Source organism: Pseudomonas sp. PHC1 (assembly GCF_046487845.1).
Taxonomy (GTDB): domain Bacteria; phylum Pseudomonadota; class Gammaproteobacteria; order Pseudomonadales; family Pseudomonadaceae; genus Aquipseudomonas; species Aquipseudomonas sputi.
Genome location: NZ_JBJXHJ010000006.1, coordinates 250,636 through 268,472, shown reverse-complemented (window position 1 = coordinate 268,472; position 17,837 = coordinate 250,636). Strand labels below are relative to the sequence as shown.

Below are 17,837 nucleotides of genomic sequence, written 5' to 3'. Positions count from 1 at the left end.
TTTTATGCCAATGAACACCTTTGCGTTTCATCTTTCCCCACGGGGCAAACTGCGCTGGGCCATCGCCAGCCTGTTTCTGGTCGCCCACCTGCCGGGCGCCATGGCCGGCGGTGTGGTGGTCGCGCCCGGCCCCGGCGGCACCGCGCAACTGCAAACTCAGGGTGGCGTCCCGATCGTCAATATCGTCGCGCCCAACGGCTCGGGCCTGTCCCATAACCAGTTCCTCGACTACAACGTCGACCGTCAGGGCCTGGTGCTGAACAACGCCTTGCAGGCCGGGCAATCGCAGCTCGCCGGGCAACTGGCGGCCAACCCGCAATTGCAGGGCCAGGCCGCGAGCGTGATCCTCAACGAAGTGATCAGCCGCAACCCGTCGGCCATCAACGGTGCGCAGGAAATCTTCGGCCGCGCCGCCGACTACGTGCTTGCCAACCCGAACGGCATTTCGGTGAACGGCGGCAGCTTCATCAACACGCCGAACGCCAACCTGGTGGTCGGCCGTCCCGAGCTGAACGACGGCAAGCTGCAAGCTCTGAGCACCCGCGATGCCACCGGTCAGTTGCAGATCCAGGGCGGCGGCCTGCGCAATGGCGAAGGTTCGATCAACCTGATCGCGCCGCGCATCGACAGCCAGGGCGCAATCACTGCGCGTGACCAACTGAACCTCACCGTCGGGCGCAATCAGATCGACTACGCCAGCGGCCAGGTGAAGGCCGTGGACCCGGCGGGCAACACCACCGATCAACGGATCGACGCCAGCCTGTTCGGCGCGATGCAGGCCGGGCGTATCAACATCGTCAGCACCGCTGAAGGCGCGGGCGTGAAGGTCGGGGCTGTGCAAGTCGCCGGGCGCGACGGCGTGCAGATTCGGTCGGCGGGCGATTTGAGCGTCAGCGGCCAGGCGATCCCGGACAGCCTCGACGTGACCCGCGCCGGCATCCGCAGCAGCCAGGGCGACGTCGGCCTGCACAGCGGCAAGGACCTGACGCTGGCGGCCACCGATGTCAGCGGTCGCGACGTGAAGGTCGAGGCCAAACGCAACCTGACCCTGAGCACCGTCGAAAGCCGCAAGCTCCAGGAACAGCGCGAGAACTGGAACAACAGCACCCTCGGCATCACCTGGGAAACCTACGAGCGCACCCAGACCGACAGCGATTCGCGCCAGCACGGCAGCCAGATCATCGCCAGCCGCGACGCGCAGTTGGCGTCCGGTAAAGACACCGAACTGAAAGCCGCCAAGGTCGAGGCGAAGAACAACCTCAGCGTGCAAAGCGGCGGCGATCTGCGCCTGACCGCCGCCACTGAAAGCCACACCCAGACCGATCAGGGCAAGCACCGCAAACATCTGTGGAAAGCCGATTGGGACAGCAGCAGCGAAGAGCAGCGCAGCATCACCAGCCAGTTGAAGGCCGGCAACATCGCCCTGCAAACCGCCGCACTGTTGCGCGCCGAAGGCGCCGAGCTGAACAGCGCCGGCGATCTGCAACTGGCCGGCAAACAAGTGGACATCACCACCGCGACTCGCACCCATCGCAGCAGCGACAACCGCTATTCCGGTGATCTGGTCGGCGGTGGCTTTTTCGGCAAGACCGGCGATGCCGACAAGGGCCAGACCCAGCATCAGGGCAGCAAGGTCAACGCGGCCGGCAAACTGCTGGTCAAGGCTGACGACGTGCGCATCAGCGGCAGTCAGGTGCGGGGTGGCAAGGACGCCAGCGTGATCAGCGACAACGGCTCGCTGACCATCGACGGCGTGCAGGACACCTCACACAGCAACAACCACGACAAGGACAGCAAGTTCTTCGGCATCACCAAGGACGAGTCGCGCCAGAGCAGCAAGGACAGCACCACGGTGCGCAGCGAGCTGGCGTCCGACAGCAACCTCAAGCTCAAAAGCGCCAAGGACATCGAAGTCGCCGGCTCCACGGTCAAGGCTGACGGCGCGCTGGTGGCCGAGGCTGCGGGTGACGTGAACGTGCATTCCACGCAGAACACCCACGACAGCAGCAACAGCACGCAAACCCGTGGTTTCGACGCCTACGCCAAGGAGCACACGGCGGAGCAATATCGCGCCGGCGTGCATTACGCAGACAAGGCGCAAACCTTCACCGCCAACGATGTCACGCAGCAGGGTTCCAGCCTCAGCGGCGGCAGCGTACAGGTGAAGGCGGGCGGCGACGTGACACTCAAGGGCGCCGAGGTGAAATCCACCGCTGGCGACACCACGCTGAGCGGCAAGAACGTCTCGCTGCTGGCCGAGCAGGACAGCCACACCACCTCAACTGAAACCCGCAGCACCGGCGGCGGTTTCTATTACACCGGCGGCCTCGACCGCGCGGGCAGCGGTGTGGATTTCTCGCACAGTACTTCGCAGGACACCACCGCTAAAACCACTGCACAAACCACCGGCGTGCAGAGCAGCGGCAGCCTGAACATCAACGCTGACAAGCTCGCCACCGAAGGCGCGCAACTGAAGGCCGGCAACGGTCTGAACGTCGTCGCCAACCAAGTGGACAACCGTGCTGCCAGCCACACCGAAAGCAGCACCCACAGCGAGAGCAACTGGTCGGCGGACATCGGCGCCAACGTCGAGTACAAAGACATCGCCCGGCCGATTGCCGGCGCGGTGAAAGACGTGCTCGACGGCAAAGTGCCGGACAAGGACGCACTGGCCAATCTTGGTCAGCCGAACGTCGGTATCGACGTGGCAATCGGTCATGCCGGCGCCGATAAAACCGAGCAGGGCAGTAACGCCGTGGTCAGCCGGTTCGACGGCCAGACCGTGGACGTGAAGGTCGGCGGCACCCTGCACGACCAGGGCACCCAGTACAAGGCCAGCGCCGGCAAAGTGAACATCAGCGCCGATAAACTGGTGGCCGATGCCGCGAACAACACCCGCAGCAGCACCGACCATTCGGTCGATGCCAAGGTCGATGTGCGCGTCTACACCAAAACCGGTGAAGACGTGAACGTGGCCGGCAGCGGCGCGGGTGGCAGCAGCCAGTCGAGCAAGAACAGCGCCACGGCGGTGGTCGGCGGTTATGCTGGCAATCAGGGTGTGAACATCAATGTTGGCGGCGACGCACAGTTCGAAGGCAGCCGTTTCGACGGCGGGCAGGGCGGTGTCAGCGTCAAGACCGGCGGTGACCTGGCCCTGAATCAGGCCAACGATCGCCAGAGCAGTGACAGCTCCAGCCTGCGCGGCAATGGCTCGCTGACCGTCGGCACCTTGCCGGGCACCGACGGCACCAATGTCGATCTCGGCGCCGGGTTCCAGCTCGATCACGAGGACAACAAAACCAGCGACAGCCAGGCCCATGTCGCCAGCCTCAGCGGCAACGGCCCGGTGCAATTGAGCAGCGGCGGCAATCAGGTGCAACAAGGCACGAAGATCGACAGCGCCGGTGCCATCGACCTGAAGGCGGACGGCAAGCTCGACCTGCAAGCGGCCACCGACTCGCACGTCGCCAACGGCAGCCATCTCGGCGGCGGCCTGAAGGCGGGTGGCAGCAAGACCAGCAGCGAGAAGAGCCGCGATCAGGGCGGCAACCTCAGCGGCAACTTCAACGTCGGCCGGGTCAACGAGAACACCCAGACCCTCAGCGGTGGCCAGCTCAACAGCCAGAACGGCATCGCGTTGAGCGGCGATTCGGTGCACCTGCAAGGCACTCAGGTCAGCGCGCCAAACGTCAACATCGACGCGCAGAAGGGCGGTTTCGTTCAGGAGTCTGCACAGTCAACCGACAGCCGCAACAACTGGAATGTGGCGTTGAACGCCGGTGGCAATCTGAGCAAAAGCACCCCGACCGCCGCCGATGAAAAAGTCAGCAGCGATCACGGCTTCAGTGCCGGGGCCAAAGTCGGCGTGGATTACCTGCAAGGCACCACCCAGCAGAACAGCCAGATCAAGGCTGACACTGTGGTGTTGAACAGCGGCGGCGATGCAAGCCTGGATGGTGCGAGGATTGATGCGCGCAATGTCAGCGGCAACGTGGCGGGTGATCTCTCGGTCGAAAGCCGTCAGGACTCCAGCACTCACGCCAAGGTTGATGTGGATCTGGGCCTGACCGCCAAGAAGACACCGGCCGATGACAAGGGAAAGCTGGCTGGCACCGACTACAAACCAACGCTGAAAGTGGACGGGGAATACGCGCACAAGGACAGCGTCAAACAGGCCTCCGGCATCAGCGCTAGTCAGGGTGTGAACCTCACTGTCGGCGGCGCTACGCAGCTGACCGGTGCGCGGATTTCCGCCACCGAAGGCAAGGTCGATCTGGGCGGTTCGAAGGTCAGCAGCCGCGACCTGAACAACCGTGGTTTCGGTGTGAAGGCCGGCCTGGACCTGCCGCAGAAAACCGAGGAAAGCGCACCGAAGGTGTCCCTTGATAACGGCAACCTGAAAGTCGGTCCGGTGACTCTGAGCGGTCACCTGGACAGTCAGGTTCTTCAGGCCGGGATCGACAAGAAAGGCTGAGTGCTTACTGGTTGGAGGTGGCGAGTGTTGCCTCCACTGTCAATCCCTGTGGGAGCGGCCTGCACGCGATCGCGATGTGTCAGTCAACCATGGTGTTGCTGACGAGCCGCGAGCTCGAGCAGGCTTGCTCCCACATTTTTTTGTGCGGCAGAAACCGCCATGAGCCTGGCGTGTCGCGGTCTGTTGGAAAAAATGCCGGATGACGACTAGCGTCATGAAACGGATGCTCACTGCAAGGGACTGACGGAGTGCGATTTCATGGGCAAGAAGTTCGGCAGCAGTTGGTGGATCGATGAAGGGGTGTTGATGTCGGATGAGCGGGCGCAGGATCTTGCGGCGGCCGCCGATCATTTTCCGGACGAATACGACCCGATGATCTTTCTCACTGGCGATGCCCACCGGGAACCTCCATTTCAGTGGGCAGCGCAGGGCGTCTGGGCAGACTTTTTCGGCCCGTTGATCGAAGACAACAAGATCGTCTGCCATGTCGAACAGTATCCACAGGCCGTCTCGCGTCAGTCGGTGCCGCCGCTGTTCGCGCCGGTTTTCGACCGGGGCAAGGTTTTCGGCTGGGAGCACAAGGTGTTCCCGATTCTCGAAAACCTGATGAAGAACTACTTCAACAAAGCCCATGACTTTCCAGCCAATGTCAACGTTGCATTCGTCCGAGGCATGCTGGACGACTGCAAAAAAGTCGCGGACATGGGGTTTCTCAAGACTGAGTACAAGGCCCTCGTCGACTTTGCCAGGCCCTATGTGGGGGAGAGGACCGGGTTCGAGAAATTCCAGGCTCTGTTCGGTTCCGCTCCATCCCCGAACACGCTGCTGTCGGCCAAGGACGGCGGCCAGTTCAAGGAACTCTATTCGAACTACGTGAAGGCCGGCATGGGGTTGCGCACGGGCATTCATCCCTACATCGCGCCTTCGATCCAGCACCTCATCGACACTTATCGTGACCACCTGCACCTGATTACTTGCGGCGATGCCCACCTGCTGGTCAATCCCCTGTATCAGTACCTGCACCCACCGGTGGGCTGCTTCGGGATTGTCGACCCGGATCAGGGCAAAAGCGTTGGCAAGGTCAAAGGCAAATAGGCTGTTTGCATCCTCTTGTCGAGGGACCCAGGAATGATTTGCCGGGCTTAATAGGAAGTATTACCATTCACGCCCCTTTCCTCAGCACGCCGCAATGATCCCCATGCTGCCCCGCAGACCCGGCTTTCTCGAGCATTACGAAGAGTTGATCGGCACCTGGACCCGTCGCCTGCGCAATCGCTCGCAGGCCGAGGATCTGGCGCACGACACTTTTGTGCGGGTGCTCGAATCCGATTCGTCGGCGGTGCAGCAACCCCGGGCGTATCTGCATCAGACGGCGCGCAACATCGCGGTGGATGGCTATCGGCGTCAGGACCGGCGGGGGGCCATGGAGTCGGAGGCGATCGATCTCAGTGAGTCGCCGACCGGCGACCCGGAGCATTACATGCATGCGATCCAGCTGGCCGATTCCATCGAACGGGCGCTCACGGAGCTTCCGGTCAACTGCCGACGGATTTTCGTCTGGCAGAAGATCGAGGGCCTGACCCAGGCGGAAATCGCCGAACGGCTGGGCCTGTCCAGGAACATGGTGGAAAAGTATATGATCCGCACCCTGCGGCATCTGCGTGATCGCCTGGACGGGGCGCAATCATGAGCCGTGGCGTCTTTTCATCCCCAGCCAAACAGGACATTCCATGATGGATACTCGTGATTGCGCGTGCGGGCAAACAACGGTGCGCGATGACGCGGCACGCTGGTTTGTGCGTTTGCAGGAGCCAGCGGTCGATGCCGAACAATACCGGAACTTCGAGGCCTGGCTGAACGAACATCCCCAGCACCGTGACGAATTTCAGTTGCTGCAAGGCTTGTGGACGGCGGCAGATCTGCTGCCGGCGCCACGGCTCAAGGCCCTGTGCGAAACCCCGCCGGCGCGGCGCCAACGCCGTCCATTATTGCGTTATGCCGTGGCGGCCAGTGTGGTGGCGGTGGCGCTCGGGCTTGGTCTGTTCAGCGGTCTGAATCATCCGCAGGGTTACAGCGCCGAGTTCGTCACCGCGCTCGGCGAGCGCAAGCATGTGGCGCTGCCGGACGGTTCGATGATCGACCTCAACAGCCGCAGCCGTCTGCAGGTGCGGTTTGAAAAGGATCGACGGCTCATCGAACTGACCGAGGGCGAAGCGATGTTCAGCGTCGAACACGACACGTCCCGCCCGTTCGTGGTCGAGGCCGGCAGCGGCAAGGTCACGGTCACGGGCACCCGCTTCGATGTGCGCCGCGACGTGACCCAGACCCGGGTCGCCGTGGAGCAGGGCACGGTCAAGGTGCAGGGCCGTGATGCGGCCGATGCCGATTTCATCAGCCTGACCGCCGGCCTCGGCACGCGGATCGATGCCCAGGGCAAAGTGGCGCCAGCCTATGCGGTCAACCCGGCGGAACTGACGGCCTGGCGCAGCGGCAAACTGGTGTTCAACAACGCCAGCCTCAGCGAAGTCGCCGAGCAAGTGTCGCGTTATCGCGACAAGCCGCTGACAGTCGCCAACCCCGCCGTGGCCAATTTGCGTCTGACCAGCGTGTTCAAATCCGATAACACCGATGCCTTGCTCAAGGCCTTGCCGAGCATCCTTCCGGTGGCCGTGCGCACCCTTGCCGACGGCAGCCAGGAAATAATTTCAAAATAAAATTCAGGTTTTTTTCGAGTTCGTCGTCTTCCTGTTCAACTGCAACTGGTTTGCATTAACAGCCGCACACTCTTGCGATCCACAGGACTCCGTTCGACGTGAAAAACTCCACCGCCAAAAACAAAAAATCACCTTGGTTGCCGCTAGCGCTCGCGTTGGCGGTCAACGCCGCCATGCCGATGGCTTTCGCCGCCGAAGCCATTCACATCCGCGCACAGCCGCTGGGTCAGGCCTTGAGCGAACTGGGTCAGCAAACGTCCTTGCAGGTGTTTTTCAGCCCGGACCTGGTCGCCGGCAAACAGGCGCCAGCCGTGGACGGTAACCTTTCTCCGGAGCAGGCCCTGCGCCAGTTGCTGCAAGGCAGCGGTCTGGATTATCAGATCAATGAAGGTTCAGTGACGCTGTCGCCGGCCCCGACTGCCGCCGCCACCGGCCCGCTGGAGCTGGGCGTGACCGACATCAAAGTGGTCGGCGACTGGCTGGGTGACGCCGACGCCGCCGTGGTGCAGAACCACCCCGGCGCGCGCACGGTGATCCGCCGCGAAGCGATGGTCGAGCAGGGCGCCATGAACGTCGGCGACGTGTTGCGCCGTGTGCCGGGCGTGCAGGTGCAGGAAGCCAACGGCACCGGCGGCAGCGATATTTCGCTGAACGTCGGCGTGCGGGGTCTGACTTCGCGCCTATCGCCGCGCTCGACGGTGTTGATCGACGGCGTGCCGGCCGCTTTTGCCCCGTACGGCCAGCCGCAGCTGTCGATGGCGCCGATCTCTTCCGGCAACCTCGACAGCATTGACGTGGTCCGGGGTGCCGGCTCCGTGCGTTACGGGCCGCAGAACGTCGGCGGCGTGATCAACTTCGTGACCCGCGCGATCCCGGAAAAAACCACCGGTGAAATCGGAACCACTCTGGAAACCTCGCAGCACGGTGGCTGGAAACACATCGATACCGCATTTCTCGGCGGCACCGCCGACAACGGCATCGGCATGGCGCTGTTGTACTCGGGCGTCAACGGCAACGGTTACCGCGAGCGCAACAACGGCAACGACATCGACGACGTGATCCTCAAGACCCATTGGGCGCCGACCGATCAGGACGATTTCAGCCTCAACTTCCACTACTACGACGCCAGCGCTGACATGCCCGGTGGCCTGACGCAGAAGCAGTACGACGACAAACCGTTCCAGTCCGACCGTGACTACGACGGCTTCAGCGGCCGCCGCAAGGACGTGTCGTTCAAGTGGATCCGGCAGATCGACGAGCGTACTCAGGCCGAAGTGCTGACCTACTATTCCGACAGCTTTCGCGGCAGCACCATCGCCGCCCGCGATCAGAAAACCCTCAGCACGTTCCCGCGTTCCTACTACACGCTGGGCATTGAGCCGCGTGTCTCGCGCGTGTTTGACGTCGGCCCGACCACCCAGGAAGTCAGCGTCGGTTACCGTTATTTGAAAGAAGCGATGCACGAGCAATCGAGCCGTCTGGCGCTGGTCAACAATGTGCCGGTGGTTACCAAGACCTCCGACGGTCACGTGTTCCAGGATCGCACTGGTGGCACCGAGGCCAACGCGGTGTACATCGACAACAAGATCGACGTCGGCAACTGGACCGTGACCCCGGGCATTCGCTTCGAGCACATCAGCACCGACTGGCACGACCGCGCCGTGCTCGACACCGCCGGCAAACGCGTCCCGGAGAAAAACCGCAGCATCGAAAGCAACGAGCCGCTGCCGGCCCTGAGCGTGATGTATCACCTGTCCGATGCGTGGAAATTGTTCGCCAACTACGAGACCTCGTTCGGCAGCCTGCAATACTTCCAGCTCGGCCAGGGCGGCTCGGGTGACCAGACCGCCAATGGCCTGGAACCTGAGAAAGCCAAGACCTACGAAATCGGCACGCGCTACAACGATGATGTGTGGGGCGGGGAAGTGACGCTGTTCTACATCGACTTCGATGACGAACTGCAATACATCAGCAACGACGTGGGCTGGACCAACCTTGGCGCGACCAAGCACCAGGGTATCGAAGCGTCGGTGCACTACGACATGGCAGCGCTTGACCCGCGTCTCGACGGCCTGACCGCCAACGCCGGTTTCACTTACACCCGCGCGACTTATGAAGGCGAGATCCCGGGATTCAAGGGTCGCGACCTGCCGTTCTACTCCCGCCAGGTGGCGACCGTCGGCTTGCGTTACGACATCAACCGCTGGACCTACAACATCGACGGTTTTGCCCAGTCCAAACAGCGCTCGCCGGGCACCGGCGTGAATGCTGATGGCAGCTTCAATGGCAATTACATCACCGAAGGCACGGCGGACGGTCAGTACGGCGACATTCCGGGCTACGTGACCTGGAACGTGCGCGGCGGCTATGACTTCGGTTCGCAGCTCTCCAACCTGAAACTCGGCGCCGGGGTGAAAAACATCTTCGACAAGCAGTACTTCACTCGCTCCAGCGACAACAACTCGGGGATTTACGTGGGCACGCCGCGGACGTTCTTCGTGCAGGCCAGCGTCGGTTTCTGATCTGCACTGATTGTTCCCACGTCGAATCGTCTGCGTGGGAACGATCTGAACAGATCAGATCAGTCTCAGACCTTCAGCGCTTTCCCACCGATCGCCACCGCCACCAGCAACGTCGCCATCAACCCGAACGCAAAACTCAGGCTGCTGGCGTGCGCGACAAATCCGATCACCGCCGGCCCCGCCAGAATCCCCGCATACCCCAGCGTAGTGATTGCCGGCACGGCGATGCTTTCCGGCATCACCGTCTGCTTGCCCACCGCCGTGTACAGCACCGGTACGATGTTCGAACAGCCGGCGCCGACCAGCGCATAACCCAGCAGCGCGGCTTGCCAGCTCGGGGCGAAGGTCGCCAGAAACAATCCCGCCGCCGCCAGCAGACCGCCAAACAGAATGATCCGGGTCGCACCCAATGCGCGGACGATCCGGTCACCGGTCAAACGGCCGGCCGTCATGGTCAATGCGAACGCTGCGTAACCCAATCCCGCATAGGCCGTGTCGATTCCGCGCTCCTGCGCCAGGAACACCGCGCTCCAGTCCAGCGCTGCGCCTTCGGTGAGGAACACGATGAAGCACATGCCGCCGATGAACAGCACGATCCCGTGGGGCACCGCAAACGCCGGCCCCGAGCTTTCACTGCCGTAAGGCAGCATGTGCGGCACCGCCATGAACAACGCCGCGATCAGCACCACGACCACCACCAGCATCGCCGCCAGCGGCGACAGCCCGAGACCGAGCAGGGCACTGACGCCCGCCGCGCCGACGATCCCGCCGAGGCTGAACAGGCCATGAAACCCCGACATCATGTTCTTGCCGCTGGCCCGCTCGACGATCACCGCTTGCAGGTTCACCGTCGAATCCACCGTGCCGAGCCCGGCACCGAACATGAACAGCGTGGCGATCAACGCCGGGATCGACGACACCGTCGCCAGCAACGGCAACGCCGCGCAGATCAGCAGCGTGCCGCCGGTGGCCACCTTGCGGCAGCCAAACCGGGTGGCCAGAATCCCTGCCAGCGGCATCGCCAGAATCGAACCGACGCCCAGGCACAGTAGCAACAACCCCAGCGTCCCTTCATCGAGCCCGGCCCGTGCCTTGGCGTAAGGCACCAGCGGCGCCCACGCGGCAATGCCGAGCCCGGCGATGAAGAAGGCGATACGTGTGGACATCTGTTGCAGACGTCCGGGGGCGAGGGGAGGCGGGGTGTTGATGGCAGTCATGAAACGTCCTTGGTCTTGCGGTCAATGGCGTGATGCAGGGCAACATCGTTGCACATCAGTCCATGGGCCGCGACCTTGAGTTCCCGATCAGGCTGATCGGCGAGAACGGCTCACTGCTCGCGAATGCTTTGCGTCAACTTCAAAAAGCGCGGTACGACCGACTCGGGCGGCGGCACCAGATCTTTCAGGCCGTCGGTGCCTTTCTGGAAAGTGAACATCTGCGCTGCGATCAGCGGGCTCGCCAGACCGCCGACATGGGCGATGGCGAACCAGGCGCGATCCTGTTCGGTGGTTTCCGGGCGAGGGTCCAGACGCCAGCCTTCGAGGGTGGTCATGCGGTCGCCGATGTAGAACTTCTCCATGATCTTCGACTTTTTCCAGATCTCGGCGTCGTAGCCGGGGCGGTAGTCGGTGTCGTAGGTGCCGTCGGTGGGTTTGGCGTGGTTGCCGAGTGAGGCATTGATAAGACTCATGATCACGTTGGGCGTGCTGGTGAAGCGCAGGCTGTTCTTGACGTTGAAACCGGTTTTGCCGTCGTCATGGATAAAGCCGTAGGGCATACAGACGCCGGGGCCTTCGGGCACTTGATAGAGGTCGCGGGCTTCGAAGCGGGCGGCAAGGTCCTTGATCCGTTGTGCGGAGTTTTCGGTGGGTTTGTTCATGTTGAAGTAGAACACCCGGTTGTTGCGCCAAAGGAGGAATTCGTAGGGGATATTTTCGCTGCCCATGACATAGGAGTCGGGGATACCTAGATCGTGTTCGTATTTTTTTACTTTGGGTATTTGCTCTTCCAGTTTTTTTATTTGTTCCTCCTGCCTTTTCACCATGTCATGGGAATAGTTCATCTCCTTGATCGATACCAAAAGGTCCTTGTTGGTTTCAAGCTTGTCCTCTAGGCGTTTTTTGTAGAGTTCGGTCTCGTGGACAATGGCGTTGCGTTGTTTTTCAAAGTTTTCCCGTGTCGTGGCATCGCTGACTCTGATGGTCAGTTCGTCAAAGTCATAACTAACGTAGTCGCCCACCGCATGCACGTTTTTGGAAAACACGTGTCCTCCTGCACCTTTCATGTTGCTACGCTCGATAGCAAACGTTGCCCACTCGAATGCTTCCGGTGACTCGAATCTGGTACGGCCCAGACACTCGTGCAGGGCAGGCTCAGCTAGGGCTGATTGGGTGCCCAGCAGCAGGCTGGCAAAGGTGGCGATGATTCGTGTCATGAACTGTGCTCATTTCGATTGGGCGTTTCGCTCACACTTGCGATGTGTACGTCGCTCTTTCTGTCTTCGTTGTGAGCGATGATCGTCAGGTTCAATCCTGAGTCATTGTTCTCACCTTTGGTCCAGCCGATTGGTAGGGCAGTAATGAAGCCCTTGATGCCCATGGGAGCGGAATAGGTTTTCACCCCAGCCCATGTCTTGCTCTCCCAAAATCCCTCTTCATGTGGCAAACAGTCCGCCAGTTTTCCACCACGTTTATGATCATCTGGGGAGCGATATGTCCACGTTGGCCAGATTGATGCTGGCATATCCCCGGAGGGCTCAGACGCTGTCGTTGGATCAACAAGTATTTGCACCTGACTGATACTCTGAGGAATGAAGTTGAAGGACTGCTCGTAAGCCTCCGAATTATCCTTGGCGCGCTTCTGAATATCTCGCCAGGTTTTTTCTGCAGCAGGCTGATCGAGAACTTCGTCCGAAACAGTGAAGTGAGCCACGGGGCCATCTTTCTTCGCCTGACTCATCCCGAAATGCTTCTTCCACAAATCCTTGCGCAACTTATTGATAGTTTTCCCTACTTTCTGATTGTGCTTGCCGTCCAGCTTCGCTTCAGTCGATTCGCTATCGCGCACAATGACTGCCAGTTCTGAGTCACGTGTCCCGCATTGACTGCGGTCATTGATATTGGCGCTGCCGAGAATCGCCACCCGATCATCCGCAATCAACAACTTGCTGTGCACGTATATCTGTTCAGTGACGACTCTATCACCGAGGGTGGCCCAAGTCCGAAGGTTCAGCAGGGTCAAATATTTTGACCAGTTCTGTTGCGCATAAACTGGCCTATTTTTGCTATCCAACCGCTGAATAATCTTCCCAGCCTCTTCCTTGCTCGCCCCGCGATCCATCATGTCCTTCATCGCCATGTGCCGTTGAATGCGTTTGACCAGACTCTGTTCGCCAAACACCAGACTTTGCATCGTCAGGTGAACCTGGTGCATGAGGTTCAGCACATTCAGCGCGCCTTCCGGGTGCACCGGCAAAATCAGGTACACGTGAAAAGGACGGTTTTCGGCAATCGCCCGGCCGATCCGGTCGGCCAGCGCCTTGCCAATGGTGTTGGTGAGCTTCTGTTCTTTCCCCAGTTTCTGCGTCAACCAGCCCTGTGCGTTGGTCTGCCAGATCGCCAGGAAACTTTTGAGAAAGGTGCGGGCCTCTTCGCCGGGCTCCTTGCTGATGGCGTTGACCTCTTTCCAGTCGATCTGGGTGAAGTCCTGGTCTTCCATCGCTTCACGCAATTTGATGCGGGCGACGAAATTCTCGTTCAAGGTGGACGGGTCGCGCAGGCTGGCCATCGGGCCGGACAGCGGCCGCCCTTCCGCCAGTTCGCCCTCGTCACCGAAGTCGGTCTGGAAGAACTGGTTCTCGATGTAGATGAAGTGCTGGGCACTGGAAATGGTCTGCAGCATGGCGCGCAGGCAGTTGTCCTGGACCCCGCCGACGTTGAAACCCTCGGGCAGCGGCAGATTGACCTTGGCCAGGTGTCGACCCTTGGCCTCTTGAGTGGTCATGGCGGCTGAAGCGCTGCGTAACACTTGAACACTGACGCCGCCTTGCGCGGTCTGCGGTGGTGCCGGCAGGGTCGGGGCCTGATCGATCCAGACCGGTTCGGGCATGGGCAGCTTCAGGTTGATCTGATTGTTGAGATCCAGGTGGTGGGGCAGGCCGGCGTCCCTGACCAGAGTGTTGACCCACTCCATCAGGGCGACGATGACGGTGGTTTTTTCCAGGCTCTTGAGCTCGGCGATGTAAGCCTGTTGTCCGTTCCAGCGATCGATGAAGTTGCGCGACAGGTCGTACACCGACGGCCCTTCGATACGGCTGTGAACGTCCTGCCACGGCATGCGCGGCTGGTCCTTGTCCAGCCGGCTGTAATCTGACGAAGCCAGTGGCTGCGGTTTGTGCTTGAGATACTCAAAGGGCTCCCGGTGATTGGCCACGCGGTCTTGCAGCAGCGCGTAAAAGTGCCCGAGCAATGAGGTGGTCAATTGGCCGATGTTGTTCAGCCAGCCCATTTTCTCTGCGGGCATCGCGTCGTAACCCTTGTCGCAGAACATGGCGACAAGGCGGCCGAGATCGGTCGAGTTCGTCCAGTTGTTGATCAGCTCGTAACTCTTCAGACGCAGCGAAGCCTGCAAATTGCCGGCGCTGGTTTCGACCTCGCGAATCCAGACTTGGGCCTGGCCCTTGAGCGGTTCGGCAAGCGGCAGACGTGTCCAGTTGTGTTTGATCAGCGCTGTGATATTGCGGATGGCCGCGTCGTTCAGATACTCCCTGGGCCTGGCCAAGGGGTCGATGGAGGACGCGTATTCCTTCAGACTTTTGCCCGCCTTCATTGCCCGATCCAGAACGGGCAGGGGCGGGCTGGCGAAGAAGTTCTGAATCGCCGCGACGGCGTTGATCACGGTAGCGCGACGGGGCAACGCCAGTTTGACATTGGTTTTTTCTGTGCCGATGGTCGTTTCTGCCAGCGGTTTGGACAGATCGAACAGCGTGCCCAACAGCAGGCCGGCTCGACTGACGTGCTTGTCCATGTCCATCCAGCCCAGATGCGGAATCCCCGGGTTATACGCGTCGTTACCCTTGCGGTCGCTGGCATCCAGGCTGAAGTTGTTGTCGTCACGACGCCCGTACGCCAGGTCGATACCGCCGACATAACCGATTTTGTTGTCGATCACCACGCACTTCTGGTGATGGGAAAAAGTCGAGCCCAGGCCCTTCATGTCGCTTTGCTGGATGGCCGGTGTGCAGAAGGCACGCGGCACTTTCAGCCCGGCGTTGAGCTGGAAAACCGCCAGCATGGTTTCGAAGTCATGAGTGCCGACGCTGGCCGCCGGGCTCAGCCACGGCATGACGTAGATTTTCAGACCGGGCTTTTTCAGGGCATTGCTCAGGCATTCCCACAGGGTTTGCTTGCCGTCCAGGGTTACGTCGTAGTTGACCTGCCAGCCAGTGATGAAAATCGAGGTTTCGGCCTTGGCGATTTCCTTGGCCAGATCCTTGTAGTAATCCTCGCCAGTGGTGAAAAAGCGCACCTGGTTACCACTGCGCTTGGGCGCGAAGGCGGACTTGTCCTGAATGAAAAAGTCCGGCGCATTCACGGCGGGCAGGGCTTTGCCGGCGGCGGTGTTGATCTGGCTGACTTCCTTGTGGCGAACGCCGTTGTAGGGGGTAGCGGAATCCGTCATGGTCATTCGTCCGTGCTGTGCAGTCGGCTGTACAAGTCGCCGTCGGTGAGCAAGTCCTGCTTGCTGCGTTCGTTGCTGGCGGCATTGATGGTGCGGTGGCGGGTGCTGTCATGAAAGTCGAGAGCGGCGAGGGCGAAGCGCTCCTTGTCCGCGTCCGCCGGTTCGTCGTGCAGGGCCACGGGCACCCGTTGCCCCGGATAGCACAGCCACAACGGGCCGGCTTCGGCATAGGCTTTGGAAAGTTTCAGGCGTTGCGGTTCGTCAATGTTGACGCGTCCGTTCTCGTCGGTCTGACCTTCGAGCAATGGCTCATCCACGCCGTCCTGGACGATCTGCCAGAGGGTGTGGGCCAGCGGGAAGCCTTCATCGCCGGGCACATCGGTCAGGGTAATGTCGAAGAAATATTCCCGTGGCTCGGGCCTGGTCGGCAATACGCCGGGTTGCGCGGGCGCCATGAGGTTGCCGGCCTTGGCCGACGCTGCGGGAACCGGCAACAGCGGCATCAGGATCGCAATCCCGGAACCTGTTCCCGCCGAGCCACCGGCGTTGATCTTCACCACCGGCCCGACCACGGTAATGCCGCCGCCATCGAGTTTGATGAAGCTGCCGCCCGCCTGGAGGGTCAGTTCGCTGCCGGCCTCGATGACCATTTTGTCACCGGCCTTGAGATGGATTTCCTTGCCCGCGCTGGTCAGTTGCGCGGTGCCGAGCTTGATGTGCTGGTTCTGCTTTACCGTGAGGTGGTCGCTGGTTTTCACCTCCACTTTGCGATCGGAAATCGTGGTGCGGTGTTCTTCAGCCTTCAGCTCGGTGTAGCTGTTCTTCACCACCGTGTCGTGACGTTCATTGCCGACCCGAATCTTCTGGTCGTGTTCGACGTTTTCATCCCAGTCGCGCTGGGCGTGGATGAAGATTTGTTCGGCGCCTTTTTTGTCTTCGATGCGCAGTTCGTTGTAGCCACCGCCGCCCGGGGAGCTGAGGGTTTTGAAGACGCTGCGGGTTTTGTTTACCGGCAAGGCGTACGGCACCGGGTTTTCCTTGTGGTACAGGCAGCCGGTGACCAACGGTTGATCGGGGTCGCCTTCGAGGAAGGTGACGAGGACTTCCATGCCGATGCGCGGGATGGAGATGGCGCCGTAGCGGTCGCCGGCCCAGGAGCTGGAGACGCGCAGCCAGCAGCTGGTCTTGTCGTCGGCCAGGCCTTCGCGGTCCCAGTGGAACTGCACTTTGATGCGGCCGTACTGGTCGCAATGGATTTCTTCGCCTTTGGGGCCGGTGACCATGGCGGTCTGGCTGCCGAGCACGCGGGGTTTCGGGTGTTCGAGGGCCGGGCGGTAGAACACGTCCCACGGGGTGGCGAGGAAGCGGTTGCGGTAGCCCTGGTGGAAGTCGTCCTTGTGGTCGGTGGTGTCGCTGGTCACCGATTCTTCGAGGACTTGCGGCTGTTTGCCTTCGTGGAAGATTTCGGTGAGCAGCCACAGGTCGTTCCACTCGCTGCGCGGGTGGTCGGACATTTCCATGAAGTGGCCGCTGACCAGTCGGGTCTGGTCGCCGCGACCTTCGGCCTGACGATAATCAGCGCGATGGCGCTCGAGGGCGCGCTGGCTGAGGAACTTGCCGCGGGCGCGGTCGATGAAGCGGCCGGGGTAGTCGTAGTCTTCCAGATCCGGTTCGGTGCTCTCGCCATCCGGCTTACTCTCTGGTTTAAAAGCCGCTTCCATTTGCAGGCGCGGTTTTTCGAAGTCGTAGTCGCGGCGGGTGGTGCGGCTGGTGCGGGTTTCCAGACGCAGCTTGAAGCCTTTGATCACCGGTTCTTCGGCGACCATGCCGCTGCCCTGCACGTACGCGGTCGGCTGGCCGAGATTGGGGAACACGGTCTGGTCATCGCCGAACACCAGCAGATGGCCCTTCTTGCTGTGCTGGAAGTGGTAGTGAATGCCTTCCTCTTCGCACAGACGCTGGACGAAATGCAGGTCGGTTTCGTCGTACTGCACGCAGTAGTCGCGATCCGGGCACGGCTGGCTGAGCTGGAAACTGTAGGCGTTGCCTTTGATGCCGTGCTCGTCGAGGATCAGCGCGATGATTTTCGGCGCCGACATCTGCTGGTAGATGCGCTGGTTGGTGCGGTGATGCAGGTATTGCAGCTGCGGCACCAGCGAAACCTTGTAGCGGGTCAGGCGCTTGCCGGCATCGCCTTGGGCGACACGGTAGATCTGACCGTGGATGCCGGAGCCTTGCGGATCGAGGGCGAGGAACGCCTGTTTGTGCAGGAGTTTTTCCAGGTCCAGATCCGGGTTTTCGCTGACCAGTTCCAGGTCGAAACGGAACGGCTGGCTGATGCCTTCGGTGCCGGTGAACGACAGGACTTGCAGGTCGCCCACGTAATCTTCAACGGTCAGGCTGAAGTGCGTTTCGTTGGCTGGACTGAACATGTGACGCTCCTTGAGG

At 61.1% G+C, this 17,837-nt stretch carries 10 protein-coding genes; 6 read left to right on the top strand and 4 right to left on the bottom strand.

Features of this window, described 5'->3' with window-relative positions:
- The first annotated feature begins 4 nt into the window (after positions 1–4).
- The 5 genes from ACKJSM_RS11690 to ACKJSM_RS11670 all read left to right on the top strand — a co-directional run bounded on the left by ACKJSM_RS11690 (position 5) and on the right by ACKJSM_RS11670 (position 9,710).
- Entirely contained in the window at positions 5–4,474 is a 4,470-nt protein-coding gene (locus ACKJSM_RS11690) for a hemagglutinin repeat-containing protein (RefSeq protein ID WP_410237510.1), read from the top strand.
- Between the two features lie 258 nt (positions 4,475–4,732).
- Positions 4,733–5,569: a hypothetical protein gene (locus ACKJSM_RS11685; RefSeq protein WP_410237509.1), complete on the top strand. Its 837-nt coding sequence runs from the start codon at positions 4,733–4,735 to the stop codon at positions 5,567–5,569.
- A gap of 94 nt (positions 5,570–5,663) precedes the next feature.
- A complete protein-coding gene (locus ACKJSM_RS11680; RefSeq protein WP_236177296.1) occupies positions 5,664–6,164 on the top strand; it encodes a sigma-70 family RNA polymerase sigma factor in 501 nt (166 codons plus the stop codon).
- Between the two features lie 40 nt (positions 6,165–6,204).
- Entirely contained in the window at positions 6,205–7,188 is a 984-nt protein-coding gene (locus tag ACKJSM_RS11675) for a FecR family protein (protein WP_410237508.1), read from the top strand.
- Positions 7,189–7,286: 98 nt separating this feature from the next.
- Positions 7,287–9,710 (top strand): TonB-dependent siderophore receptor, encoded by a 2,424-nt coding sequence (locus tag ACKJSM_RS11670; protein WP_410237507.1) that lies wholly within the window; start codon positions 7,287–7,289, stop codon positions 9,708–9,710.
- Between the two features lie 65 nt (positions 9,711–9,775).
- On the opposite strand, the gene ACKJSM_RS11665 is transcribed toward ACKJSM_RS11670, so the two are convergent.
- The 3 genes from ACKJSM_RS11665 to ACKJSM_RS11655 all read right to left on the bottom strand — a co-directional run bounded on the left by ACKJSM_RS11665 (position 9,776) and on the right by ACKJSM_RS11655 (position 15,053).
- The gene (locus tag ACKJSM_RS11665; RefSeq protein ID WP_236177302.1) at positions 9,776–10,927 is read right to left on the bottom strand and encodes an MFS transporter; all 1,152 of its coding nucleotides are present in this window, start codon (positions 10,925–10,927) and stop codon (positions 9,776–9,778) included.
- 110 nt (positions 10,928–11,037) lie between these two features.
- Positions 11,038–12,144 (bottom strand): hypothetical protein, encoded by a 1,107-nt coding sequence (locus tag ACKJSM_RS11660; protein WP_410237506.1) that lies wholly within the window; start codon positions 12,142–12,144, stop codon positions 11,038–11,040.
- Positions 12,141–15,053: a phospholipase D-like domain-containing protein gene (locus ACKJSM_RS11655; RefSeq protein ID WP_410237505.1), complete on the bottom strand. Its 2,913-nt coding sequence runs from the start codon at positions 15,051–15,053 to the stop codon at positions 12,141–12,143. Before ACKJSM_RS11655 ends, ACKJSM_RS11660 begins: the two co-directional genes overlap by 4 nt.
- Here ACKJSM_RS11655 and ACKJSM_RS11650 point away from each other — a divergent pair.
- Positions 15,015–15,503 (top strand): hypothetical protein, encoded by a 489-nt coding sequence (locus tag ACKJSM_RS11650; RefSeq protein WP_410237504.1) that lies wholly within the window; start codon positions 15,015–15,017, stop codon positions 15,501–15,503. The two genes, ACKJSM_RS11655 and ACKJSM_RS11650, sit on opposite strands and share 39 nt — an antisense overlap.
- Here the strand turns inward: ACKJSM_RS11650 and tssI are convergent.
- Complete coding sequence (gene tssI / locus ACKJSM_RS11645) at positions 15,392–17,821, bottom strand: type VI secretion system tip protein TssI/VgrG (protein ID WP_410237503.1); 2,430 nt, start codon at positions 17,819–17,821, stop codon at positions 15,392–15,394. The genes ACKJSM_RS11650 and tssI overlap by 112 nt on opposite strands.
- Between the last annotated feature and the right edge of the window lie 16 nt (positions 17,822–17,837).